18 protein-coding genes and 1 pseudogene are annotated in these 25980 nt (G+C 63.5%); 9 read left to right on the top strand and 10 right to left on the bottom strand.

Going from position 1 to position 25980, the window contains the following annotated elements:
- Positions 1 to 82: 82 nt before the first annotated feature.
- From CPBF1521_RS13055 to CPBF1521_RS13040, 4 genes are all read right to left on the bottom strand, one after another.
- On the bottom strand, positions 83 to 4645 hold the full coding sequence (locus tag CPBF1521_RS13055; protein ID WP_181901237.1) for an RHS repeat-associated core domain-containing protein: 4563 nt from the start codon (positions 4643 to 4645) through the stop codon (positions 83 to 85).
- A gap of 222 nt (positions 4646 to 4867) precedes the next feature.
- On the bottom strand, positions 4868 to 5476 hold the full coding sequence (gene coaE, locus CPBF1521_RS13050) for a dephospho-CoA kinase (protein WP_115677265.1): 609 nt from the start codon (positions 5474 to 5476) through the stop codon (positions 4868 to 4870).
- A 13-nt stretch (positions 5477 to 5489) separates the two neighbouring features.
- A complete protein-coding gene (locus tag CPBF1521_RS13045; protein ID WP_115677264.1) occupies positions 5490 to 6353 on the bottom strand; it encodes a prepilin peptidase in 864 nt (287 codons plus the stop codon).
- 6 nt (positions 6354 to 6359) lie between these two features.
- Positions 6360 to 7613, bottom strand: a complete 1254-nt coding sequence (locus CPBF1521_RS13040) for a type II secretion system F family protein (RefSeq protein ID WP_115677263.1) — start codon at positions 7611 to 7613, stop codon at positions 6360 to 6362.
- Positions 7614 to 7966: 353 nt separating this feature from the next.
- Here CPBF1521_RS13040 and CPBF1521_RS13035 point away from each other — a divergent pair, with 353 nt between their 5' ends.
- The 3 genes from CPBF1521_RS13035 to pilB all read left to right on the top strand — a co-directional run bounded on the left by CPBF1521_RS13035 (position 7967) and on the right by pilB (position 10885).
- Positions 7967 to 8419: a pilin gene (locus CPBF1521_RS13035; protein WP_115677262.1), complete on the top strand. Its 453-nt coding sequence runs from the start codon at positions 7967 to 7969 to the stop codon at positions 8417 to 8419.
- Between the two features lie 247 nt (positions 8420 to 8666).
- Positions 8667 to 9107: a pilin gene (locus CPBF1521_RS21785; RefSeq protein WP_115677261.1), complete on the top strand. Its 441-nt coding sequence runs from the start codon at positions 8667 to 8669 to the stop codon at positions 9105 to 9107.
- Positions 9108 to 9151: 44 nt separating this feature from the next.
- Positions 9152 to 10885, top strand: coding sequence for a type IV-A pilus assembly ATPase PilB (pilB, locus tag CPBF1521_RS13025; protein WP_181901227.1), 1734 nt, complete (start codon positions 9152 to 9154; stop codon positions 10883 to 10885).
- 297 nt (positions 10886 to 11182) lie between these two features.
- On the opposite strand, the gene CPBF1521_RS13020 is transcribed toward pilB, so the two are convergent.
- Both CPBF1521_RS13020 and CPBF1521_RS13015 read right to left on the bottom strand, forming a co-directional pair.
- Positions 11183 to 12577, bottom strand: coding sequence for a sigma-54-dependent transcriptional regulator (locus CPBF1521_RS13020; protein WP_180496733.1), 1395 nt, complete (start codon positions 12575 to 12577; stop codon positions 11183 to 11185).
- Positions 12578 to 12769: 192 nt separating this feature from the next.
- Positions 12770 to 14383, bottom strand: a complete 1614-nt coding sequence (locus CPBF1521_RS13015; RefSeq protein ID WP_104544483.1) for a sensor histidine kinase — start codon at positions 14381 to 14383, stop codon at positions 12770 to 12772.
- Between the two features lie 231 nt (positions 14384 to 14614).
- Between CPBF1521_RS13015 and sucC the strand changes: the two genes are divergently transcribed.
- Together sucC and sucD are read left to right on the top strand one after the other, a co-directional pair.
- Entirely contained in the window at positions 14615 to 15784 is a 1170-nt protein-coding gene (sucC, locus tag CPBF1521_RS13010; protein WP_016901264.1) for an ADP-forming succinate--CoA ligase subunit beta, read from the top strand.
- 24 nt (positions 15785 to 15808) lie between these two features.
- Positions 15809 to 16684: a succinate--CoA ligase subunit alpha gene (gene sucD / locus CPBF1521_RS13005; RefSeq protein ID WP_047124757.1), complete on the top strand. Its 876-nt coding sequence runs from the start codon at positions 15809 to 15811 to the stop codon at positions 16682 to 16684.
- Positions 16685 to 16712: 28 nt separating this feature from the next.
- Here the strand turns inward: sucD and CPBF1521_RS21825 are convergent, their stop codons facing one another.
- Positions 16713 to 16994 (bottom strand): hypothetical protein, encoded by a 282-nt coding sequence (locus tag CPBF1521_RS21825; RefSeq protein ID WP_353961344.1) that lies wholly within the window; start codon positions 16992 to 16994, stop codon positions 16713 to 16715.
- Between the two features lie 375 nt (positions 16995 to 17369).
- Between CPBF1521_RS21825 and CPBF1521_RS21575 the strand changes: the two are divergent.
- Both CPBF1521_RS21575 and CPBF1521_RS12995 read left to right on the top strand, forming a co-directional pair.
- Positions 17370 to 17723 (top strand): annotated as a pseudogene (locus CPBF1521_RS21575) (endonuclease domain-containing protein); the annotation flags it as partial.
- A gap of 39 nt (positions 17724 to 17762) precedes the next feature.
- Positions 17763 to 19403, top strand: coding sequence for an NAD+ synthase (locus CPBF1521_RS12995; RefSeq protein WP_201798635.1), 1641 nt, complete (start codon positions 17763 to 17765; stop codon positions 19401 to 19403).
- 9 nt (positions 19404 to 19412) lie between these two features.
- Here the strand turns inward: CPBF1521_RS12995 and CPBF1521_RS12990 are convergent, their stop codons facing one another.
- Positions 19413 to 20399: a glycoside hydrolase family protein gene (locus tag CPBF1521_RS12990; protein ID WP_115677257.1), complete on the bottom strand. Its 987-nt coding sequence runs from the start codon at positions 20397 to 20399 to the stop codon at positions 19413 to 19415.
- Positions 20400 to 20726: 327 nt separating this feature from the next.
- Entirely contained in the window at positions 20727 to 21608 is an 882-nt protein-coding gene (locus CPBF1521_RS12985) for an outer membrane protein assembly factor BamD (protein WP_104583641.1), read from the bottom strand.
- A 120-nt stretch (positions 21609 to 21728) separates the two neighbouring features.
- On the opposite strand from CPBF1521_RS12985, the gene rluD reads away from it, so the two are divergent.
- Together rluD and pgeF are read left to right on the top strand one after the other, a co-directional pair.
- Positions 21729 to 22724, top strand: a complete 996-nt coding sequence (gene rluD, locus CPBF1521_RS12980; protein WP_115677256.1) for a 23S rRNA pseudouridine(1911/1915/1917) synthase RluD — start codon at positions 21729 to 21731, stop codon at positions 22722 to 22724.
- A gap of 1 nt (position 22725) precedes the next feature.
- A complete protein-coding gene (gene pgeF, locus CPBF1521_RS12975) occupies positions 22726 to 23541 on the top strand; it encodes a peptidoglycan editing factor PgeF (RefSeq protein ID WP_115677393.1) in 816 nt (271 codons plus the stop codon).
- 344 nt (positions 23542 to 23885) lie between these two features.
- On the opposite strand, the gene CPBF1521_RS12970 is transcribed toward pgeF, so the two are convergent.
- Positions 23886 to 25754, bottom strand: coding sequence for a methyl-accepting chemotaxis protein (locus CPBF1521_RS12970; protein ID WP_115677255.1), 1869 nt, complete (start codon positions 25752 to 25754; stop codon positions 23886 to 23888).
- Positions 25755 to 25980: the final 226 nt, after the last annotated feature.

Here is a 25980-nt window from a genome sequence, read left to right as displayed (position 1 = left end):
GCCAAGAACGATCCCCATCGAATCAGGCCCCCTAGCCCAAGAAAAAATCCACCTGCAAGCATCGCTAGTATATAAGTCAGCTTCATTGCGCTTCACATGAACATTTTTTCTGCTGGATAACAACGGCATTGCCTGCGGCAGCGCCATAAACAGTGGCGTCAAATCCGCCTTGGCTCTGATGCCATCCTGTGCTTTCAGCTCCAGCGCCGAAGTTCCACCAAGCTCCGCCAATCGATATTTTTTGATACATCTGATAGCCCAAACCAAATGAAACTGATCCTGCAGAGAATTTCGCATAAGGACCGTTGAATACATCAGGGTCTGGCACATCATTGGAGTCGGTGAGTTCTACTTGCGAACCAGCCATTGAAATTGGTGCCCCTAATCCACCTGCGCCTCCGAATGCCATCACATAGGCAGATGCGAGTCCGCCACCCGGACAGGGGGAAGTGACTTGATAGAAGTCTATGTTCAAGCCGAACTTTCCTGCCCCGACACCAACTCCAAAAGTAGAGCCCTTCCAAGTTGCCAAGCCATAAAAATCCATGTGGACAAAAGGAGTCTGCAATGCGTATCCAAAAGTGCTGATGCCACCTCTCAAGCCAATCGGATCACTCTGCCCATACCGCCCGGTACTAGGTTCATAGTCCCGAAAGTAGTTCTGATTCAACCCACTCGCCGCATCGTACCGCTGCCCCGGAAACCGCATATCCAACACCAGTGCCGCACCATCCCCATCAGGATCCTGATTCGGCGCAGTGTTGCCGAAGGCTTCGCCCTTCAAGCTCCACGTCCAGACCGCCACATCGCGGGTGGGGTCGATGACCACACGCGGACTGCCCAGGTGGTCGGGTTCGATGTAGTGCAGCGTGTTGGCGTTGGCCAGCAGGCCGACCGGTAGATCGTCCAGCCAGATCGCCTGTTGCTTGGGCGCGCCATTGCTGTCGTAGTCGCCCAGCCAGTGGCCGACTTCGTCATAGAGCGTGTAGGTGTTGGTGGTGCCGAGGAAGCGGCGCACCTGCTCGCCACGGCCGTTGTAGCGGTAGTTCATGGTCACCGCGCCGGCGCGGCGGGCCTGGGTCATGCGGCCGGTGGTGTCGTAGGTGTACTGGCGGGCGGTGCCGCCGATGGCGGTGGTGTTGCCGGCGGCATCGTATGTACGTGCCAGGCCGGCCACCGCGCTGAGGCGATGGCTGTCGGCCGGGTAGGTGTAGGCCTGCGTGGCCGTGCCGACCTTGGCGCTGAGGCGGTTGCCGGTAGCGTCGTAGTTGTAGCCATCGATCAGGGTGCCGGTGCTGCCGTCCTTGAGGCCGGTCAGGCGGCCCAGCGCGTCGTAGTCCAGGCCGATCTCCGGCGTGGAATTACCAGCGGGTGTCAGTGCGGTGAGGTTACCAACCGGGTCGAAGCCGAAGCCCACTTCCAGCCCGCCCGCGCGGGTGTCCTGGATCGCCTGCGGGCGGTAGTCCAGATCGTACTGGCGGGCGAGGGTGCGGCCATTGCCGTAGGTCCAACCGGCAGCCGGGCCGAATGGGTAGTAGATGGCATTGCCCAGCAGCACCTGCCGGCTGCCGCCGGCCGGGGTCACGCCGACCTCGGTGGTCTGGCCTTGGGTGTTGCGCACGTAATCGACCACCGCCCCGTCGGGATACGTCATCCGCCGCAGCTGGCCGCCGACGGCGTAGTCGTAGCGCAGTACCAGCGCCTTGCCGTTGCTGGTCTGCACCTTGCGCACCAGATCGCCAAAGCGGTTGTAGCAGTACTGGGTGATGGCGCCGCCGTCCTGCATCTTGGTCAGGCGGCCGATGGAGAAGGTCTCCCCGCTCGCGCAGGCCGTCTGGGTCACGTCGTAGGTGTAGGTGACGTTGAGGCTGGTGGTGGGGTAGGTGACCTTGGTCAGGCGATTGAGCGCGTCGTAGCCGTAGGCGGTGGTGTTGCCGCGCGCATCTGTCTGGGTGGCACGGTTGCCGGCGCTGTCGTAGGTGTAGCTGGTGACGCCGGTATCCGGGCTGGTGAGCTTCACCAGATCGCCAAAGCCGTTGTACTCGTATTTGGTATCCAGGCCCTTGGGGTCGGCGACCTTGGTGAGGTTGTCCAGCGCGTCGTAGTCGAAGGTGGTGTTGGCCTTGATGCCGGCCACATCCTGCAGCGTGCGCGAGAGGCGATTGAGCGGGTCGTATTCGCTCTGCGTTGCGGCTGCCAGCGCATCGGTCACCTTGGTGGCGTTGCCGTTGGCGTCGTACTCGAAGTCGGTGGGGTCGCTGGCCGCGGTGGCCTGCGTCTTCAGTTGCCCCAGCTGGTTGTAAACGCGCGAGAGCGTGCGCTTCAACGTACCGGCCGCGTCCTGGGTGTCTTCCTTGACGCGATTGCCGGCGTTGTCCAGCGTGTAGTGGACGGTATTACCCGCGTTATCGGTGATATCGGTCAGCCGATGCGCCGCATCGTAGGTAAAGACGGTAAACGCGCCATCGGGCTGGGTGACCTGCTTGACCAGGCCGGTGGGCCAGTAGTCGATGCGGGTGATGCGGTCATCGGCCTCGCTGGACGCATCGCTTCCGCGCACCTTGCTGGCGGTCAGCCAACCGCGCGGGTGATAGGTGTAGTCGGTGACGATGCCGTTGGTGTCCTTGATGGACAGCGGGCGGCCGGCGCCGTCGTAGGCGAGGTATTCGGTGACGCGGCCGAGGGCGTTGGTGACTTTCCATAGGTCGCCTTTGCGATGCGCACAGGTCGTTGGTGTTGCAGCGCAGCTCGCATCATCGCTGAGGTAGTAGCTGTAGCGCGTGCTGTCGGCGATATCGCTGCGCGGGCCATCGCTGGAGAGCAGTACGCCCGCCAGCGGACAGGTGCCGGTGGCGATATCGGCTTCTTCGCAATAACGTTGCGTAACAACCCGGGAGGGACTTCCAGCTGGGTCGAGTTGCGAGATGGTCAGTGCCTGGCCTCTGGCGTTGTAGGCCCAGGTTGTCCTGGCCACCAGCGCATTGGCGGCGTCATAGCTGCGGCGGTCTACGGGTTGACGCAAGCTGGCGTGCCAATCGGTTTGTACCGTGCGCTTGCGGCCGGCCGTATCGTTGGCGGCATCGATCTTGCTGGTCAGGAGACCGCGATAGTTGTAAGCCCAGTCGGTGGAGACGCCGGCAAAATCGACTTCCAGATCGGGATAGCCATTCCCGTCATAGCTGCGGGACTGGAACGATGCGCTCGTGCATTCCGGGCACAGCCCCTGGACTGCGACCACCTTGGCCTGGCCGAGCTTGGACAGGCCAGTACGCGTGATGGTGTTTCCTGATGGCGTGGTGACGGTAGAGGCGGTGCCTGTATAGGCGATCGTGAATTGGTCGATCGCTCCTGCCGGATTGCCATGCACGCTGCGGGTCACACGTTTTTGCGCATCGTAGCTCCATGACGCATAGACCTGGCCTTGTGCATCGCGATGTGTCGTCAGCGCATCCGGAAAGCGTGAATCGCCATATCCATAACTGGCCACCGTCGAGGAGGCCGATGCTCCTGCCGCCTGCAAGGCCACCGAGCTCAAGCGCCCTTGGGTGTCATAGCCATAACCGAGGGTTGCACCATCGGGTAGCGTGACCTGGGCGAGCCTGCCGGCTTGGTAGGCAAACACGATTTGCCGGCCGCGCAGGTCCCGCACCGACTGCAATTGCGTGCCGGCATAGGTCAACGTCAGTCGCTCGCCATCCGGATAGGCCATGCCGGTCAGTTTGCCATCGGGGCCGAAGGTTTCTTGCGTATCGTCTGCAGTGGTGACTTGCCAGCCGCTCCGCACGCCGGTGTCGAGGAGTTCGGTCAGCACTTCGCGCACGTCCCAGTCGGGCGTCCAGGTCCCGCTGGCAGACTTCTTGAAGGTGTAGAAATTGCCGCTGGGACGGGTCAGGACCACGGTTGCTGCATCGGCCACCGTCAACGCACGTGCGTAGCTATGCCGCCACGTGGAACCGAGTGCGGTAACGGGCTGCAAGCCAGCTGCGCTGCTGTAATAGCGTACGAACTCCAGATGTCCAACAGGAGCGCGGTAATCGACTGCGGTTTCGAGTTTGGCCCCGGTGAACACGTTCGCGGGGTTGCCAGCTGTGGTTGGCCCGGTGGTGGCGTCGCAACAGCCGTTGTTCTTGCCGGGATCGATCTGGGGAGGGGATGCGCAGACTGCGCCGTTAGGCGTGGCGATCGGCAGCCCGCCATTGTTGCTTACCGTGTATTCGCAGCCCTCCTGGCAGACTTTGCCAGTGCTGCCGCCAGCAGGAGCGAATGTCGGTCTGGCAGTGCATTTTGCGTGGTAAAAGCTCTCGCCTAAGCGAGATTCACCGGTGTAGTTATCAAACGGTCTATAGCACTGAACGACTGCTTGGTAGCGCTGATCATAGGCTAGGTCGAGAACTAAGCTGGCATGAGTATTTACAGCGGCTAATGTTCCTTCGCCAATGCAGATTGCTTCGTTTCCTTCCTTTATAGCATTGAGATATGCCTGGCCCTGATCGCATAAGAGCGTTCCTGCATTGCAAACGGCTGAGTCATATGCATAAGCAATCTGTATCGTGGGAATGACGGAAACACACGTCACCGCGATGGCCAACAGCATTCCGAACCACTTGCTCCCGTGTCCCGGGGCTCGCATCTGCAGGTCCTGCATCGCGTCCAACTCCTTGGAGAATGTCTGCAGGTCATCGTGGTCGTGCCTGCGCCGTAAGAGCTTATCGTACAAGCATGACCGCTAGGGGCTAGCGTTGCGCTGCTTCTGCGATCGCCTCAGTGCACCCTCGGCGCTCTGCAGCAGATACTGCAACTAGGTCTGAGCGGAAAAGCGATCTACCTATTATGCCTAGTGCATAAGCGACTACCGATGCGCGATGGCCTAACGGTCGGACCGTGCCCGATAGTCGGCGTCCAATCTATGCGTCGCCTGCGTCAACTGTTCCAACACGCCGTCATTGCAGACGACATCATCGGCAATGGCCAGCCGTTGCTCGCGCGTCGCTTGCGCAGCAATCATGCGGTCGGCCAACTCGGCCGTCGCTGCGTCGCGCTGCATCAGGCGTTGGTGTTGCAAGGCGACCGGCACGTCGACGACGAGGATGCGATCGAGCCAGGGATAGCCCGCCCGCCCGCCGGCCTCGGCGAGTAAGGGGATGGCGACAATGGCGTACGGAGCCAGTGCAGCCAGCGCTGCGCGCTGCAGTTCGCTGCGGATGGCTGGGTGGGTGATGGCTTCGAGCACTCGTCGTTGCGCGGTATCTGCAAAGACGCGCTGGCGCAGGGTCTGGCGGTCCAGCGTTCCGTCGGTGAGCAAAACCTCGGCCCCGAACTGCGCGACGATGGCGTCGAGAACTGGCCCCGGCGCCACCACTTGCCGCGCAACTACATCCGCATCAATGACCGGCACGCCCAGCCTCTCGAACTCGGCGGCGAGGGCGCTCTTGCCGGAGGCAATGCCGCCAGTGAGGCCGACGATGAAGTCGCTCATCGTCGTGCCCCGATCAACGCAGGCCTGCGAAGTGCAGGTAACCGTCGACTATATCGTTGCCCCAGAAGAACACCACCCAGCCGGCGATGGCCAGGTAGGGGCCGAACGGGATCGGGGTGGCGCGGTCGCGGCCCTTGGCGACCAGCCAGATCGAGCCGAGGATGGCGCCGACCAGCGAGGAGATCAGGATGATCGGCAGGATGCCTTTCAACCCGCACCAGGCGCCGAGCGCGGCCAGCAACTTGAAGTCGCCGTGGCCCATGCCTTCCTTGCCGGTGAGCTGCTTGAACAGCCACCACACCGTCCATAGCGAGACATAGCCCACCGCCGCACCCAGCAGGGCTGGTTTGGCTGGCATGTAGAGGTTGTCCATCGAGCCGACCAGGCCCAGCCACATCAGCGGCAAGGTCAGCTGGTCCGGCAGCAGCTTGTGGCGCAGGTCGATGCCCGACATGGCAACCAGGAAGCAGCTCAGCACGATCGCGCCGAAGCCCTGCCAGCCGAAGCCGAAGCGCCAGACGCTGGCCACGCACAGGATCGAGGTGAGCAACTCGACCAATGGGTACTGGATGGAGATCGGCTTGCCGCTGTAGCGCGACTTGCCGCGCAGCATCAGCCAGCTGAAGAGTGGGATGTTCTCCCACCACTTGAGCTTGTCGCCGGTGACCGGGTCGTGCGATGGCTCCACCACAATTCCCGGCGGCGGCGGCTCGTAGATATCCGGTAGCTCCAGGATCTCGCGCGCATCGCGCCGCCACTGCCACTCCATGCGCTTGGGCAAGCGCAGGATCACCACGTTCAGGAAGCTGCCGATCAGCAGTCCCAGTCCGGCCGCGGCGGGAAAGCCGAGGCCGGGATGCTGGTCGAGAAATGCCATACTTGACTAGACCACCGAAGCAAGTTTGAAGATTGGTAGATACATGCCGATGACCATACCGCCGACTAGAGTTCCGATAAAGACCATAATCAAAGGTTCAAGCAGGCTACTCAGTGCATCTACAGCATTGTTCACTTCTTGCTCGTAATACTCGGCCACCTTGAAAAGCATTGTGTCCAGCGCACCGGCTTCTTCGCCAATTGCAGTCATCTGAATGACCATATGTGGGAATACATTGACTTGTTTCATGGCCATATTGACCGGATATCCGACCGAGACATCGTCTCGCATACGTAAGACTGCATCTTCATAGACAGCATTGCCAGTCGCCCCGGCGACTATGCCAAGACCTTCTACCAAGGGTACACCTGCCTTGAAGGTAACTGCTGTAGTTCTTGAAAAGCGCGCAATCGCGCTGTTGTGCATGATCTGACCAATGATAGGCACTCTAAGGGTCAGTCTATCCACGAGGTGCTGTAGTCGCAATGAGCGTTTGAATGCGTACAAAAACCCCGCTACGCAACCAATGCTTACAAAAAGCATTAGCCACCAGTACGCAACCATGAAGCGTGATGCAGAAACGATCAACTGAGTGAACGCTGGTAGTTCGGCACCAAAGCCTTTGAATACATCTTCAAACTGAGGCACTACGAATACCAAGAGAATTGCGCTGACGATAATTGCTACGGCAATGACCATTGCTGGATAAAAGAGTGCTTTTTTTATCTTCCCCTTCAATGCTTCAATATTCTCTTTATAAGTCGCAACGGTATCAAGGACAGTTTCAAGGACGCCCGCGCCTTCGCCTGCCTTTACGAGGTTTCTATAGAGTTCGTCGAACTGAACGGGATGCTTACTCAAGGATTCGTACAGGGATGAGCCGCCTTCAATGTCAGTCCTCACCTGTCCAACCAAGTTGCGCATGCGTGGGTTCTTATGTCCGCTTCCAATGATTTCCAACGCACCAACGATCGGCACCCCTGACTTCATCATTGTTGCCATCTGCCGACTGAAGAAGGCAATGTCCTTTGGCGTAATTTTCTTGCCGGCCTCGCCAAACAGTGGCTTTGGTTTGGGCTTCACCACGCTGGGGGTGATGCCCTGGCGTCGTAACTCCGCCCGTAACAAGTTCACGTTACGGGCACTCTGCTCCCCTTTCATCTTCACGCCGCGGCGATCTGCGCCTTCCCAGACAAAAGTAGATAGCTGGTTGACTGTGCCGCTAGGCTTACCTTTAAGAGTGCCTCGTATTGCTGCCATGTCTAGTCCCCAATTCGCCTTCCCCAGGCGAGCAATACGGCGATGGTACCTCTTTCCGCTACTCTAAGCACGATTGCACTACGACGTCAGGCGAGGGCTCAAAGCGCAAACGATACTGCCCGTATTTGTCACGTTGTGACCAACTTGGTCTTGCTGACTAGTACATCGCAGAACGGGTGCCTAAAGGGTGTAGGGCTGTCTGGAACTAGTGCATCATCTGCTACAAGGATGTTGGGGCGACGGTTCTCCACTTGGCACACATCCTGCTTAGCTACAATCTGCGCATAAGGCAAGCCGTTCTACAGCTCGAGGCGCGGTCTCGAAACTCCAATAATCTCTCTAGGGGATACACAATGAAGAAGATGCAGCAAGGCTTTACATTGATCGAATTGATGATCGTCGTGGCTATCATCGCGATCTTGGCCGCTATCGCAATTCCGCAGTATCAAGACTATGTCTCGCGTGCTCGCGCTGCTGGCGCCGCCGCTGAACTTGCTGGTTACCGTTCCGCTGTTAGTGCTTGCATTGCGGAAACCCAGACTGCTACTGGCTGCGATGCAAATACTAATGGCATTCCGGCAATCACGACCGCTGCCTTCCCAGTGACCAAGAATGTGACTGGTATCACGAGTATCACGAACGGCGTGATTACGGCTACAACTGGTGCTACTGCCAGTAGCGGTGGTGCAAACTTGACTTATGTTCTCGCTCCTACCGCTAACGGTGCCACGATCACCTGGTTAAATACCGGTACTTCCTGTAATGCGACTCGCGGTTTCAAGCCGGGTCAGGGTGGCTGTCCTTAATCTGTCGCTCTTGGCCTTATTTTAAGGTCGAGGACTAGACACGGTCCCGGATCAATCGGGGCCGTGTCTTATTATTTAAGTTTTTTTTTTTTGATTTTTTGCTGTCCACTATGCGGGTTAGTGTTCTCTAGCGGCTGGTTAGTCAGGTGAGTTGATATGCTATAGATGCTGGGCATTAAGTTTCTTTCTTTGTGCAGCTCTCGCTCCAACTCTATTTAGGGTGTGTGAAGCCGTTCGGGAGGTATGTATGCGGCAGGACAAGGGTTTTACCTTGATCGAGTTGATGATAGTTGTCGCTATCATCGCAATACTGGCGGTAATAGCCTTACCGCAGTATCACCACTACATTTCCCGAACCAGAGCTGCTGCAGCAATGGTTGAGCTTGAAGCCTACAGGTCGGCTATTGCAGCTTGCGCTGACGAACGGCAGACATTAATTGGTTGCTCAGCGGGTCTCAACGGTGTACCAGTCGTTTCCCCGGTCCCAACTAAGAATCTTGTTCGTCCATTTTCAATTATCGACGGCGTTATTGTTGCGACAACTGGCGCTACCAACCTCCAGACCGGTCAATATCTTACTATTGTTGATAATCCCGCGAGCACTAGTGCTCAGCTGAGTTGGCTGAATACGGGTACTACCTGCGACGCTATTCGTGGTTTCAAGTCTGGTCAAGGTCACTGCCCTTAATGATATTGTGCTTCGTCGTGATCGCTCGATAAATGCGAGGAATAATGAACGCAGGCTCCTTAAACCTAGTCGGTATCACTGGGATAGCAAGACGTCTGGTCCAAGACGGCGTCTTGGAAGAGGTTGCTGCACGAGCTGCAATGGATCAGGCGTCGTCGGCTAAGGTGCCCTTGCCGCAATGGTTCGCAGAAAAAAAACTGGTCACTGCATCCCAGCTAGCAGCGGCCAACGCGGTCGAGTTCGGTATGCCTTTGATGGACGTGTCGGTATTCGACGCCAGCCAGAATGCCATCAAGCTGGTCAGCGAGGAGTTGCTCCAGAAGTACCAGGTGCTGCCGCTGTTCAAGCGCGGCAACCGGTTGTTCGTGGGGGTGAGCAACCCGACCCAGACCAGGGCGCTGGACGATATCAAGTTCCACACCAACCTGGTGGTCGAGCCGATCCTGGTCGATGAGGACCAGATCCGTCGTACCCTGGAGCAATGGCAAGCCAGCAATGCGGCGCTTGGCTCGTCGCTCGGTGACGACGATGAGGGGATGGGCGACCTGGACGTGTCGGCCGGGGACGAGGACATGGGCGCCGGCGGGGATTCCGGGGTTGATGCCAAGGGCGACGACACGCCGGTGGTGAAGTTCGTCAACAAGGTGCTGGTGGATGCGATCCGGCGGGGAGCCTCCGACATCCATTTCGAGCCCTATGAAGACGACTACCGGGTGCGGCTGCGGATCGACGGTTTGCTGAAGAACGTGGCCAAGGCACCGGTAAAGCTGAACCAGCGCATCGCGGCGCGTCTGAAGGTGATGTCGCAGCTGGATATCGCCGAAAAGCGGGTGCCGCAGGACGGGCGCATCAAGCTCAACCTGTCCAAGACCAAGCAGATCGACTTCCGCGTGAGCACCTTGCCGACCCTGTTCGGCGAAAAGGTGGTGCTGCGTATCCTGGACGGCAGCGCGGCCAAGCTGGGCATCGAGAAGCTGGGCTACGAGGCGGACCAGCAGAAGCTGTTCCTGGAGGCGATCCACAAGCCGTACGGCATGGTGCTGGTGACCGGGCCGACCGGTTCGGGCAAGACGGTGTCGCTGTATACGGCGTTGGGCATCCTCAACGACGAGACGCGCAACATTTCCACCGCCGAGGATCCGGTCGAAATCCGCCTGCCTGGCGTCAACCAGGTGCAGCAGAACAACAAGCGCGGCATGACGTTCGCGGCGGCGTTGCGCTCGTTTCTGCGCCAGGATCCGGACATCATCATGGTCGGCGAAATCCGCGACCTGGAAACGGCCGAGATCGCGATCAAGGCCGCGCAGACCGGTCACATGGTGCTGTCCACGCTGCACACCAATGATGCGCCGCAGACCATCGCGCGTTTGATGAACATGGGTATTGCGCCCTACAACATCACCTCATCGGTGACGTTGGTGATTGCGCAGCGTCTGGCGCGGCGCCTGTGCAACAACTGCAAGCGCAAATCGACCTTGCCCGAGCATGCGTTGCTGGCGGAAGGGTTCACTGCAGAGCAGCTCGCTGCCGGTATCGAACTGTATGAGGCGGTCGGTTGCGACGAGTGCACCGAAGGCTACAAGGGCCGTACCGGTATCTACCAGGTGATGCCGATGACCGACGAGATTGGCGCGATCGTGCTGGAAGGCGGCAACGCGATGCAGATCGCCGAGGCGGCGCAGAAGATCGGCATCCGCGACCTGCGCCAGTCGGCGCTGGTCAAGGCCGCGCATGGGGTGACCAGTCTGGCCGAGATCAATCGCGTAACCAAGGACTGAGCGCCGGGAATCGGGAATCGGGATTGGAGAATCGGAGAAGCTGGTTACAGCGGTAATCCTTTTCCCCCCAAGCTTTTGCTCGACGGTTTTGAGACTGGGCAAAGCTGCGAAGGCCAAAAAAACGGCGCTTCCTCGTAAGAGGAGCGCCGTTTTTTATGGTGAGAACAGCATCAGGCCATGAATGCCGTCTTCAATGCTCAAGAAGACATAGAGGTCAGAACGAAGCATTCAGGACGAGCGAACGCAGCGAACTCGCTTTTACGATTCCCCAATCCCGATTCCCCATTCCCGGCCCTTCTACTCCATCCCCAACTTCTTCAACTTGTAACGCAACGCCCGAAACGTGATGCCCAGCTGCGCGGCGGTCTTGGTCTTGTTCCAGCGGTTTTCTTCCAGCGCCTTCTGGATCGCTGCGCGTTCCAGTTGCTCGATGTAGGAGGGCAGGGCGGCCGAGGCGGGGTCGATGTCGACCACGGCTTCGCGCGGTTCGACGGCGGCGCTGCCGGGGGTGGCGGCCAGCCGGTGGCCGCCGTGGGCGGGCAGGCGCAGGTCGGTGGCGCTGATCTGGTCGTCTTCGGCCAGGGCCAGGGCGCGTTCGAGGATGTTTTCCAGCTCGCGCACGTTGCCCGGGAAGCCGTACCGGTCCAGCGCATCGAGCGCGGACTGGGTCAGTAGCGGTATCGGGCGGCCGTGGCTGTGCGCCAGGCGCGCGATGATCGCCGCGGCCAGCTGCGGCAGGTCGCCGCCGCGTTCGCGCAGCGGCGGCACGCGCAGTTCGATCACGTTGATGCGGTAGTACAGGTCGTGGCGGAAGCGACCATCGGAGACCAGGTCGCCCAGGTTCTTGTGGGTGGCCGAGAGAATGCGCACGTCCACCAGCGACTCGCTGGAAGCGCCGACGGGGCGCACCGATTTTTCCTGGATCGCGCGCAGCAGCTTGACCTGCATCTGCAGCGGCAGTTCGGCCACTTCGTCCAGGAACAGCGTGCCGCCATGCGCGGCCTGGAACAGGCCGGGCTTGTCGGCATGCGCGCCGGTGAAGCTGCCCTTCTTGTGGCCGAAGAACTCGCTTTCCATCAGTTCGGCGGGGATGGCGCCGCAGTTGACTGGCACGAACGGGCCGGCCGCGCGGGCGCCCTGTTCGTGGATGGTGCGGGCGACCAGCTCCTTGCCCACGCCCGATTCGCCGACGATGTAGACCGGCGCCTGGCTGCGCGCCACCTTGCCGATGGTGGCGCGCAGGCTTTCCATCGCGCTGGAATCGCCAAGCAGGCGGCTGGCCTGTTCCGGCGGCGGCGCCGGCGGCGCAGGGCGGTCGCGGTTGTTCAATTCCAGTGCGTGCTTGACCAGGCCGCGCAGCACGCTGATGTCCACCGGCTTGCTGACGAAGTCGAAGGCACCGGCCTTCAAGGCTTCCACCGCCAGGTCCATGCTTCCGAACGCGGTGATCATCGCCACCGGGGTCTGCGGATAGTGTTTGGCGATTTCGGTGACCAGTTCGATGCCGTTGCCGTCGGGCAAGCGCATGTCGGTCAGGCACAGGTCGTAGGGATTGTTGGCCAGCAACTCGCGCGCTTCGGCCAGGTTGGCGGCGGTGCTGATGCGCAGGCCCATCCGGCCCAGGGTGAGAACAAGCAGTTCGCGAATGTCACGCTCGTCATCGACAACCAGGGCACTTTTCGGTTCGTTCATGTGGCGCACGATAGCCCAGGGCGATGACAGTCGACAATTGCCGGCCGAGTGCGGGCCTAACGATTCACATGATCAAACAACGGGCGCGGCGGGACGCACGAAGCGTAGCGGCTGGCCGCAGATACACGAATGCAGCGCCGTTGCAGGCAGATGCGCCATGGGCTTGCTGCAGGCGTGACGCAACGATCCCGCTCATTTCCCGAGCAGACTGTTAGGCCCCTGCAACAGGATCCGGAAGCAGGCGCCGCCGCCCGGCACCGACACATAGTCCAGTTGCGCCTGGTTGGCGCGGCACAGCTCCTGGGCGATGTACAGGCCGAGCCCGGTACCGTGCTCGGAGGTGGTGTAGAACGGGCGGAACAGCTGTGCGGCCACCGTCTCCGGGATGCCGGGGCCGCGGTCGATGACATCGATCACCGCCATGCGCTCCAGGCGTTCGACGCGCAGCTTCACCCGCGCCGGCTCGTCCATCACCCGGCCGTACTTGAGTGCGTTGTGGACCAGCGCGGTCAGGATCTGGTGCAGGTGCTTGGGGTCGACCAGGGCATGCACGGACGCGCCTTGAATGCTCGCTTCCAGGATGTCGGTTTCCATTGACAGGGTCTGCCGGTACTCGATCACGAAGCGGCGCACGAACGCGGCCAGGTCCAGGTTGTCGGGGTTGGCGCGTTCGCGCCGGGCCAGCGCAAGCACGCTTTCGACGATGCCGTTGGTGCGCTGGCATTGCTGGTGGATGATTTGCAGCAGGCGGCGGTCGGCATCGCCGATGTCCGGGGATTCTTCCAGCAATTGCGAGGCGTAGCTGATCGCCGCCAGCGGGTTGCGGATCTCATGCGCCAGGCTGGCCGAAAAGCGTCCCATCGCCGACAGGGTGAGCGATTCGGCGCGCCGCGACACTACGCTGGCATCGTCCAGGAACACCAGTACCAGGTCGCTGTCGGCGAGCAGGCGCACGAAGCGCGGCTGGACTTCCGGGCGGTCGGCGCCCAGTTGCAGCGGGGCCTCTTCCTGGCGCCAGCCGCTGCGCCAGCGCTGCAGGCGGCGCGCCAGCTCCGGGGTGAGCGCGGCCAGCGACAGGTCGACCGGGGCGTTGCGCTGGTCGCCATCGCCGAGCAGCGCCAGCGCCGCCTCGTTGGCCAGGGTGATGCGGTTGTGCGTATCGACCACCAGCACGCCGGTGCGCATGCGGCGGATGATCAGCTCGTTGATCTCGTAGAGATTGGCGACCTGCGCACCGCGCTCCTCGGCCAGCACCTGATTGCGGCGCGCCCGCGAGGCGATCTGTTCGCAGATGAAGGCCACTGCGACATAGCTGGTGGCGAACATCGCCAGTTCGGCGATCGGGCGGGTGGCGCCGCCGCCTTCCAGCACGGTCCACAGGTACTCCAGCACGGTGGCGGCGCTGGCGAGCACGGCAATGCTCATGCCATAGCGCAGGCGCAGCAGGATCGAGGCGGCGGCGACATTGAACAGCAGCATCATCGCGATGCCGGCGCTGGCGCCGGGCAGCGCATGCGTGGCTAGCGTCGCGGCGAGGATGTCGGCGATCACCGCGCACAGCACGGTGGCGGTCAGGCGGCGCTCGTTGCGGCCGCGGAACAGCAGCGGGATGGCCATCGCCAGGTAGCCGATCGCCACGCCGGCCGCCAGGCGCGGGTAGCGGGGCTCGGGGATCGCGTCGGACAGGGGGCTGAAGACCAGTGCGGCGATCAGCCCGGCCACCAGCACCCGGTACAGCGAAAAGAAGTACAGCTCGCGCTGTGGCGCGGACTGGATCCGGTCGATAAGCGATGGGCTGGATGGCAAACCGATTCCCCGCGGGCGCAAGCCGCGAGTATAGGCAGGTGCGCGGCCCACGCAGCGCTTGCGCACAGTGCCGGGCTGGACGCAAGCGCCGCCAGCGGCGGGGCACTCGGGCCGACTTTTGCGCCGCACGGCGTGGTCGGCCACAATAGGCGGCCCGTTCGCGTCTCTTGACGTGCCGCCCTGGCGGTCTGCGTTGCACGCAGCGGTCGTTTCCTTTTCCCACGGTGACGCATGAATTTCCACGAATACCAGTCAAAACAGCTGCTTGCCGAGTACGGCATCCCCGTTCCGGCCGGCAAGGTCGCGGCGACCCCGGACGAAGCGGTTGAAGTCGCCAATTCCCTGGGCAAGGGCCCCTGGATGGTGAAGGCGCAGATCCACGCGGGCGGTCGCGGTAAGGCTGGCGGCGTCAAGTTCTGCAAGACCACCGACGACGTGAAGGCCGCAGCGGCCAAGATGCTCGGCACCAAGATGTCCACTTACCAGACCGCCGGCGTCGAGCTGCCGATCAACCTGGTGCTGGTGACCACCGCCGGCGAGATCGTCAAGGAGCTGTACCTGTCGATTCTGGTCGACCGCGGCACCAAGACCATCACCTACATCGCCTCCAGCGAGGGTGGCGTGGAGATCGAGCAGGTCGCCGCCGAGACGCCGGAGCTGATCCACTCGCTCAATGTCGATTTCGTCGAAGGCGTGCAGGGCTACCACGGCCGCGATTTCGGCTTCAAGCTCGGCCTGACCGCCAAGCAGGCCGGCCAGTTCGCCAGCATCATGGTGAACCTGTATCGCCTGTTCAACGAAAAGGACCTGGCGCTGGTTGAAATCAACCCGCTGGCCATCCTGGACGATGGCAACCTGTACGCGCTGGACGGCAAGTTCGACAGCGACGACAACGCCGCGTTCCGTCAGAAGCAGCTGGTCGCCATGCGCGACAAGACGCAGGAAGACGAGACCGAAGTGACTGCGTCGGAGCTGGACATCAACTACGTCACCATGGACGGCAACATCGGTTGCATGGTCAACGGCGCCGGCCTGGCCATGGCCACCATGGACGTGATCAAGCTCAACGGCGGCGAGCCGGCGAACTTCCTGGACGTGGGCGGCGGCGCCAACAAGCAGCGCGTCATCGAGGCATTCAAGCTGATCCTGTCCTCGGACAAGGTCGAAGGCATCTTCGTCAACATCTTCGGCGGCATCGTCCGCTGCGACATGATTGCCGAGGGCATCATCGCGGCGGTCAAGGAAGTGGGCGTCAAGGTTCCGGTCGTGGTGCGCCTGGAAGGCACCAACGTGGAAGAAGGCAAGCAGCTGCTGCGCGACAGCGGCATGGCCATCATCCCGGCCGACAACATCAACGACGGTGCCAAGAAGGTCGTCGAAGCTGTCAAGAACGCCGCCTGATTCACGACACCGAAGGAACTATCCATGTCCGTTTTGATTAACAAGAACACCAAGGTGATCGTGCAGGGCTTCACCGGCCAGCAGGGCACCTTCCACGCCACTCAGATGATCGAGTACGGCACCCAGGTCGTCGGCGGCGTGACGCCGGGCAAGGGCGGCACCACGCATATCGACCTGCCGGTGTTCAACACCGTGGCCGATGCCGTCAAGGCCACCGGCGCAGACGCGTCGGTGATCTACGTGCCGCCGCCGTACGCGGCCGATGCGATCCTGGAAGCGGCTGCGGCCGGCATCAAGGTCATCGTCTGCATCACCGAAGGCATCCCGGTACTGGACATGCTGCGCGTCAAGAACGTGCTGACCCGCTCGCATCCGGACACCGTGCTGATCGGGCCGAACTGCCCGGGCGTGATCACCCCGGGCGAGTGCAAGATCGGCATCATGCCGGGCCACATCCACAAGCCGGGCAAGATCGGCATCGTGTCGCGTTCGGGCACCCTGACCTATGAAGCGGTCAAGCAGACCACCGAAGTGGGCCTGGGCCAGAGCACCTGCATCGGTATCGGTGGCGACCCGATCAACGGCCTGAACTTCGTCGACTGCCTCAAGCTGTTCAACGAAGACCCGCAGACCGAAGGCATCATCATGGTCGGCGAAATCGGTGGCGACGCCGAGGAAGCTGGCGCCGAGTACATCAAGCAGTTCGTGAAGAAGCCGGTCGTCGGCTTCATCGCCGGTGCCTCGGCGCCGGCCGGCAAGCGCATGGGCCACGCCGGTGCGATCGCATCGGGCGGCAAGGGCACTGCCGAAGGCAAGTTCGCGGCGATGGAAGCCGCTGGCGTCAAGACCGTCCGTTCGCCGGGCGATCTGGGTGCGGCGATTGCTGCGCTGGTGAAGTAAGCACGCCACGCGCGCAAGCGTGTGAGCGTCAGAGAGGCCGCCTTCGGGCGGCCTTTTTTGTGGGTGTTTGGAAGCATGCCCTCATCCGCCCTTCGGGCACCTTCTCCCGCAGGCGGGAGAAGGGAGCAACAGCAACAGCAAGAGCAACAGCAAGAGCAACAGCAACAGCAAGAGCAAGAGCAACAGCAAGAGCAACAGCAAGAGCAACAGCAAGAGCAACAGCAAGAGCAACAGCAAGAGCAAGAGCAACAGCAACAGCAAGAGCAATAGCAAGAGCAATAGCAAGAGCAAGAGCAATAGCAAGAGCAATAGCAAGAGCAATAGCAAGAGCAATAGCAAGAGCAATAGCAAGAGCAAGAGCAGGAGCAGGAGCAAGAGCAAGAGCAGGAGCAAGAGCAGGAGCAAGAGCAGGAGCAGGAGCAGGAGCAGGAGCAAGAGCCCGATCATGTTCTCAAGCACGCTAGGTGTGTCGTTCTCCGGCAAATCGACGGAGCACACCGAGGTCAGGCAAATGCCGCTGCCCAAGCCCCCGCCGGCAGCGACATCCCCTCTCCCGCCTGCGGGAGAGGGGTAGGGGTGAGGGCGCTTCCCGCGCGGCGATCTCCCACGCCAAAGCGCCATCGACACCGATGGCGCCACCCGGGCGGAACCGGTCACCGTGGCCATCCTCCTTCCGAGAATGTCGATGCGCCACGCCGCCAAGACCGGATTCGCCAAGCGCCTGCGTCGTGAGATGACCGCCGCCGAGCGCGCGCTTTGGTATCGGTTGCGAGATCGGCGTCTGCTCGGCTTCAAATTCCGGCGTCAGGTCCCCATCGGGCCCTACATCGTCGATTTCGTCTGCCTCGCCCGGGCGTTGATCGTCGAAATCGACGGTAGCCAGCACCTGCTGCCGGGTGCGGATGCCACGCGCGATGCTTTCCTGCGCCGCGAGGGCTTCCAGGTGCTGCGCTTCTGGAATAATGCGGTGCTGGCGAGTGGCGACGACGTCTGCGAGATGATCGCGCGAGGTCTGCTTGCGGCTCGTTCTCCCTTTCCGCTTCCGTGCTTCGGAAAACACACGCACAAGGCCGTTGACATGTCCCAGACGCTCCGCATTGCCATGGCGCAGTTCGACTTTCCGGTCGGTGCCGTGGCGCGCAATACCGATCGCATCATCGACTTCATCGCGGCAGCGCGCGATGAGTTCGATGCGGACATCGTGCTGTTTCCCGAGCTGGCGATCAGCGGTTACCCGCCGGAAGATCTGCTGCTGCGGCCCGGTTTTCTGGCCCATTGCGAGGAAGCGCTGGCGCGCATCGCCGCCAGCACGCGCGGGGTCGTGGCGGTGGTCGGCTGGCCGCAGAGTGCCGGCAGCGTGGTCTACAACGCCGCCAGCGTGTTGCGCGACGGGCGCATCGAAGCGACGTACCGCAAGCGCGAGCTGCCCAATTACGCGGTATTCGACGAGCGCCGCTATTTCGACGTGGACCCGGATGGCGATGACTGCGTGGTCACGGTCAAGGGCGTGCAGGTGGGCTTGGTGATCTGCGAGGACCTTTGGTTTGTCGAGCCGTTGGCCAGGACCGTGCAGGCCGGCGCCGAGCTGGTGCTGGTGCCCAACGCCTCGCCCTACGAGCGCGGCAAGCATGCGCAGCGCGATGCCTTGCTGGCCGAGCGCACCCGTGAGAGCGGGGCGGCGATTGCCTATCTCAACGTGGTCGGCGGGCAGGATGCGCTGGTGTTCGACGGTGCCTCGGTGGTGGCCGATGGCGACGGCACCGTGCATCCGGCCGCCGCCGCGTTCGTCGATCAGTGGCTGGTGGTGGACTACGCCGCCGGCGAGCGCAGCTTCACTCCGGTGGTGTGGGTGGACGACGGCGACGAAAGCATGGATGCGCTGGCCTGGCGCGCCGTGGTGCGCGGGCTGCAGGACTATTGCCGCAAGAACGGTTTCAGCAAGGTCTGGCTGGGCCTGTCCGGCGGCATCGATTCGGCGCTGGTGCTGGCGATGGCAGTCGACGCGCTGGGCGGCGACAACGTCACCGCGGTGCGGCTGCCGTCGCGCTACACGGCCAATCTGTCCAACGACCTGGCCGACGAGCAATGCCGCGCGCTGGGCGTCAAGCTGGAAACCATCGCGATCGAGCCGGCGTTCGAAGGGCTGCTTGCCGCGCTGGGGCCGATGTTCGAAGGCACCCAGCCGGACATCACCGAAGAGAACCTGCAGTCGCGCAGCCGCGGGGTGATCCTGATGGCGCTGTCCAACAAGTTCGGCGGGCTGTTGCTGACCACCGGCAACAAGAGCGAATACGCGGTGGGGTACGCCACCATCTACGGCGACATGTGCGGCGGCTACGCCCCGCTCAAGGACCTCTACAAGACCGAAGTGTTCGGCCTGGCCAAGTGGCGCAATACCGTAGGCGGGGCGCCGGTGATTCCGCCGGCGGTGATTTCGCGCCCGCCCTCGGCCGAGTTGCGCGACAACCAGACCGACCAGGATTCGCTGCCGCCCTACGATGTGCTGGACGGGATCCTGTATCGCTACGTCGACCAGGAACAGTCGCGCGACGACATCGTCGCGGCCGGCTACGCCGCCGATACGGTGGAACACGTGCTGCGGCTGGTGCGGCTCAACGAATGGAAGCGCCACCAGGCCGCGCCCGGGCCGAAGGTGTCGCGGCGTGCGTTCGGTCGCGAGCGGCGTTACCCGATCACCAATGGGTATTCTGGCCAGTAGCCCGATTGGCTATTGCGGTCGGTAGCCCGGTGCGCCAGCCACTGCCGCGGCGGCCGGCGCCTGGGCGAAGCGGGTGAGCAGGTCCAGGGTCGGCTTGGGCCGCGTCAGGTCGTACATCAGGCCGAAATGACCTTCGGCGCCCTCGATGCTGGTCTGGTCCAGCAATTCGTAGACGTTCACCTCGGACACCACGTCGGCGTAGTTGTCGCGCACGTTGCGCAGCAGCTGCGCCAGGCTGTCGTAGCAGCCGCGGTCGCCTTCCGCACCGCCGGTGGTATTGCCGGTGTAGATCTCCGCACAGTTCAGCTCGTTGAAGAACACCGGCGTCTTGTAGGTCTGCGCGGCGGTGCGCAGCTGGCCCAGATACAACGTGCTCCAGTAGCCGGCGTCCTGGTGGAAGGCGTAGTAATGGAAGCTGATGTGGTCGAAGTTGAAGCCGGCCGCCTTGGCCTTGGCCAGGAACCACAGCGAGCCATTGCGGTCACCCGGGCAGCGTGCGTTGGCGCTGTGGTCGTCGCTGTTGCAGGCGGTGATGTTGATGTTGAAGCGCAGGCCGGCGCCCAGTTCGTTGGAGGCCTGGCGCATGCCCAGGTACATCGTGGTCATCGCCGCGATGCGGGCATCGGCCTCGGCGCGCACCAGATCCTGTTCGTTGCCGATCTCCCAGACCTTGATGTTGGCCGCATAGCGACGCGCCAGCTGGTACCCGATCTCGCGCGACATCGGGTACACCATCGGGCGCAGCGTGATGCCGTACTTGCGCGCCAGCGGGACCAGCGCATCCAGCGTGGCGTAATCGCGCGGGTCCACATCGAAGCGGTAGCTGCGCAGATTGCGCGCGGCCAGCAGCTTGAAGCGGGCCTCGGCCTGGGCGATCGGGTAGGCGGAGCGGCTGTCGTGGGCGTTGACGCCGTAGACGATGGGAGCCGCGCTGGCGGTGGTGGTCATTGCCGCCAGCAGCAGGCCAAGCATGAACGGGACGATGCGGCGGGACATGCGGCCTCCTGGCGGGCGTCAGCGGGAATGATCTTCCCGAGGCCGAGTATAGGCAGCGCGCAGGCGCGGTTCGGTGACCTGGTGCCAGGTCTGGCGAGGTGAACGCAAGCGCGCTCGGCGGTGCGAGGACGCGTGGCGTGCAAGCGTGCACGTCCGTAGTGCGGGAAAGGTCGATCTGTCGCTCGATTGAGCCTGGCTGTCGTCAGGCACCGCAAGCGCCTGCGGCAATCAGCCGTGCCATCGCCACAGGCGCGTTGCCGCATCCGTATTGCCGCAATAAGAAAAGGGGCCTTGCGGCCCCTTCTCATCACACCGGCGGCTGATCGCTCAGTCGCGGCTCATCTGTGCATTGCGCTGACCGGTGGCGGCGGACTTCTCGCCGGCGAACGGGTTGAGCTTGCGGATGGCCCACGGGTACTTCGGCCAATTGCCGGTCAGCCACGGATGCTGCGGGCTGTTGAGCTCCAGCACGCGGCGGGCATCGGCGGCCAGGGTCTTGTTGCCCAGGTGGGTGTAGGCCTCGGCCAGCACCGCCACCGCGTCGTATTGGTAGGCGCTCTGCGGATAGGTTTCCAGCAGGTAGTTGGCGCGACCGGCCGCCGACACCCAGGCATTGCGGCGCAAGTAATACAGCGCGTTGTCCAGTTCATGCTGGGCGAACACGTCACGCAGCTCGATCATGCGCTTGCGCGCATCCGGCGCGTAGCGGCTGTTCGGGTAGCGGTCGGTCACGGTGTTGAAGTCGTTGTAGGCCTGCTGCGGCGAGGACAGGTCGCGGCGGCTCGGGTCCAGCGACCACACGCGGCGCAGGAACACCGTGTCGCGGTTGCTGTTGGCCAGCCCGCGCAGGTAATACAGGTACGAAATGTTGCGATGGGTCGGGTAGGTCCGGATGAAGCGGTCGACGCTGGAGACGGTGTCGTCGTGCTTGCCGGCCTTGTACTGGGCGTAGGCGGTTTCGATCATCGCCTGCTCGGTGTACGGGCCATACGGGTACTGGGCGATCAGGCGCTTGTAGCTGGCTTCGGCGCCGGCCCAGTTGCCTTTCTCCATCAGGTCGTGGCCCTTGCCGTAGAGCTGCTCGACCGGCATGCCCTCGTCGGGATTCTTGTCCTTGGCGCCGCGGTGGCAGCCGGTGACGACGAACGCCATGACCAGCATGAGGGCAATCAGGCGCGCAGGCGCGGAAAACGTGGACCGTCGGATCATGGGTCTGGGCAGGACGCATCAGGAAAACGAGAGCGCGATGATAGCCTAGTGGCCTGTCCGGCGACTGACTCCCGCCGCCCGGACCCCCAAATTCCCGCTTTTGCCCGAGTGCCTGTGTCCATGTCCGACCCATCTGCCGAACCCCTCGACCCGTCCATCCGCCAGGCCATCGTGCCCGACAACGCCGCAGGACGCCGTTTCGACGCGGTGCTGGCCGAGCTGTTTCCCGAATTCTCGCGTTCGCGCCTGTCGGAGTGGATCAAGTCCGGCGATGCGCTGCTGAACGGGGAAATGGCGCGCCCGCGCGACACCTTGCGCGGCGGCGAGAGCGTGCAGGTGCAGGTGGTGCTGGAAACCCAGACCCATGCCGCGCCGCAGGACATCCCGCTGAGCGTGCTGTACGAAGACGACCAGGTGCTGGTGATCGACAAGCCGGCCGGGCTGGTGGTCCACCCGGGTGCCGGCAACCCGGACGGCACCCTGGTCAACGCCTTGCTGTTCCGCGACCCGGCGCTGGCGGCGGTGCCGCGCGCCGGCGTGGTGCACCGGCTGGACAAGGACACCAGCGGGGTGATGGTGGTGGCGCGCACCGTGCAGGCGCAGACCGCGCTGGTGGAACAGCTGTCCGCACGCGATGTGCACCGCCAGTACCTGGCGGTGGTGGTGGGCGCGCTGGTCTCCGGCGGCACCGCCAACGCGCCGATCGACCGCCATCCGCGCGATCGGCTGAAGATGGCGGTACGCGACGACGGCCGCGATGCGGTCACCCACTACCGCCTGCGCGAGCGCTTCCGCGCGCATACCGCGCTGGAATGCCGGCTGGAAACCGGGCGCACCCACCAGATCCGCGTGCACATGGCGCACCTGAAGTCGCCGATCGTCGGCGACCCGCTGTACGGCGGCGCGCTGAAGCTGCCCAAGGGCGCCAGCGACGAACTGGTGCACGAGCTGCGTACCTTCAAGCGCCAGGCATTGCATGCCGAAACCCTGGAGTTCCTGCACCCGGTCAGCGGCGAGCCGGTGCGCGCCAGCGCGCCGGTGCCGGCCGACCTGCAGCGGCTGATGAGCGCGCTGCGTGAAGACAGTGCACGCGCCGCCGAGCTGGCACGCCGCTGACATGGCCGCCGCCGCGCCCTTCGTGCTGCCGGCCGACTGGCCGGCGCCGCCACGCATCCATGCGCTGACCACGCTGCGCTACGGCCTGGGCGGCTCGCTGGCGCCGTTCGACACGCTCAACCTCGGCAACCGCAACAGTGCCGAGGGCGACGTGCCGGAGCAGGTGGAACGCAACCGGGCGCTGCTGGTCGAGGCGCTGGCACTGCCCGGCACCCCGCAGTGGCTGCGTCAGGTGCATGGCGTGGAGGTGCTGCGCGTCGATGCGCCCGCGCCTGCGTCCGGCGAGCAGGTGGGCGCGGCCGGAACTGCCGCCCCAGCTGCGCAGGAACCGGTTGCCGACGCAGCGGTGACCGCGGTGCCCGGCGTGGTGCTGGCGATCCTCACCGCCGACTGCCTGCCGGTCGTGCTCGCGGCCAGGGATGGCAGCGAAGTGGCCGCCGCGCATGCCGGCTGGCGCGGCCTGGCCGACGGCATGCTGGAGCGCAGCGTGGCGGCGATGCGCACGCCGCCACAGCAGGTGAGGGCCTGGCTGGGGCCGGCAGCGGGGCCGCAGGTGTATGAAATCGGCGAAGACGTGTTCAACGCCTTCGTCGCGCACGATGCGCAGGCACGCGCCGCGTTCGTCGCGACCCGCCCGGGGCATTGGCGGGTGGATCTGTATGCATTGGCGCGTCAGCGCCTGCAGCGTGCCGGTGTGCCGGCCAGCGCCATCCACGGCGGCGGGCTGTGCACCATTTCCGAGCCGCAACGCTTCTTCTCGCATCGTCGCGACCGTCGTAGCGGACGCATGGCCACGCTGGCCTGGATCGCGCCCTGAGCATGCCGTTGTTCGTGCTGGGGCCGGACGCGTTCGTGCAGCTGCCTGCGCCGGAGCAGCACGCGCGGTTTCTGGACTAGCGCCGCAGCCCGATGTGGGGGCGCACATGGGCGCGATGGGCTTACTGGTAATGCTTCGTCGCGCCCGGGTGCGCTCCTACGACTGCGCGCTGATTTCTATGATGGCTTGTTGATACGGAGTGTTGTTCGGCCGCGTGCGTTGGATCTGTGGTGGCGGACAGGCATGCCTGCTCGGTGTAGGAGCGCACCTGGGCGCGATGGGGCGTTACCGGGAAAGCCTCATCGCGCCCAGGTGCGCTCCTACGGTGATTCCGTGTCGGCGGCTTACGCGGCGGCGTTTCCGAAACTTGCGTGCACTACCTTCGGGTTGCCGCCGTGCGCAGGCTGCAGGCGGAAGATCGACACCGCATCGGCCAGGTCCACGGCCTGTTCTTCCAGACTGCGCGCGGCGGCGGTGGCTTCTTCCACCAATGCGGCGTTGCGCTGGGTGACTTCGTCCAGTTGCGCGACGGTGCGGTTGACCTGTTCGATGCCGCTGGATTGCTCGGCGCTGGCGGCGGTGATCTCGCTCATGATGTCGGTGACGTGTTTGACCGAGCCGACGATCTCGCGCATGGTCGCCCCGGCGCGGTGCACCAGGCCCGAGCCGAGTTCGACCTTGTCGGTGGAGTCGGCGATCAGCGTCTTGATCTCCTTGGCCGCATCGGCCGAGCGCCGCGCCAGGGCGCGCACCTCCGAGGCGACCACCGCAAAGCCCCGGCCCTGCTCGCCAGCGCGGGCGGCTTCCACCGCGGCGTTGAGCGCCAGGATATTGGTCTGGAAGGCGATGCCGTCGATGACGCCGATGATCTCGCCGATCTTGCGCGAGGCGGTGCTGATCTGGCCCATGGTGGACACCACAGCGTCCATCACCTGGCCGCCGTTCTGCGCCACTTCGCCGGTGCCCACCACCAGCCGGTTGGCCTGCAGCGCGCTGTCGGCGTTCTGCTTCACGGTGGAGGTGAGTTCCTCCATGGAGCTGGCGGTTTCTTCCAGATTGGCGGCCTGCTGCTCGGTGCGCTCGGACAGGTCGGTGTTGCCGGCGGCGATTTCCATCGCCGCGCGGCGGATCGTGTCCGATGCGATCTGGATACCGCCGATGATCTCGGTCAGACGGGTCACGGTCTGGTTGGTGTCGTCGCGCAGGCGCGCAAAGATGCCGTGCGCATCGCCGTCCACGCGCTGGGTGAGGTCGCCGTCGGCCAGGGCAGCGATCACGCGCGCCAACGCGGCCAGGTGGGTTTCCACCGAGTCGTAGATGCGGTTGATGCCCTGGGCCAGCGACAGCAGTACGCCGTCCATGCCGTCGATCTGCATGCGCCGGCTGAAATCGCCGGCCGCGGCGGCATCGATGATCTGGATCAGCGTCTGCTCGGCGTTGACCTGCGCGGTGACGTCCACCCACTGTGCGATGGTGCCCAGCCTGGCGCCGTCGGCGGCGATGATCGGGCTGTAGACGAAGTCGATCTGGCGGCCGAAGAACGGCGCGCGCACCGCCTTGGATGCGGTCAATGCACGCATGCGGTCGATTGCGGCCTGGCTGTCCGGATAGATGTCGCCGATGCTGCCGCCGACGAATCCTTCGGCATGGAAGCCGGGGCGGAAGCTCTGCACATCCGGCTCGATCAGCTTGAGCATCGCCAGCAGCTTGCGGTTGGCAAACAGCACCTGGCCATCGTCGTCGGCGATGCGGATCATGGTGTCCATATCGTCCAGCGCCTTGATCACGAACTGGCCGTGGCGCAGGCCCTGTTCCATCACATCCAGGCGGATGGCCAGCTTGTCCTGGGTCGCCTGCAGCGCATGCAGCAACGGCGCGAGCTCGCCGGCGGCGTTGCGCAGGTCCAGGCGCTGGAAGTGCCCGTCACCGATGGCCGTCACCGTGCCGACGGCCTGTTGCAGTTGCGCGACGTTGCGGCGGCGCGACCACCACCACAGCCCCGCACTTGCCGCGCCCAGCACCAGCAGCGCCGGCAGCAGGCGCGCCAACCCGGCCCATACGCCGCCGGGCAACAGCGTGGCCGCATGGAGCGCTAGCAAGGCCAGCAGCCCGAGCTGTGCAGCCGCGGGCAGCCATGTGGCCCTGGTGAGACGCGCGAGGCTCCGGCCGGAAGGCGGGCGGGAGACGGCAGTGGCATCGAATGAGGGCGACATAGGCTGAGTCCAACGGAGTGATTCGGAGTGGGGAGCGCTGTCCTGCACTGCATGGGCTGCTATGGGGTATCGGCGGCCGAGCCCGAATCATGACGGCGTGAAATTGCCGTTCGTCGGAATCTGTCGCCCGTACTCCTGAAAACCCCGATGTAGTTGATTTGGAAGCGGTTTCAGTGCCGTCCGGTCCACCGCAGAGCCGTGAGGTGTCACTAGACACCTGCCTCCA

The organism is Xanthomonas euroxanthea (assembly GCF_900476395.1).
In the GTDB taxonomy this organism is placed as follows: domain Bacteria; phylum Pseudomonadota; class Gammaproteobacteria; order Xanthomonadales; family Xanthomonadaceae; genus Xanthomonas; species Xanthomonas euroxanthea.
This window is presented reverse-complemented; position numbering and strand designations above follow the sequence as displayed.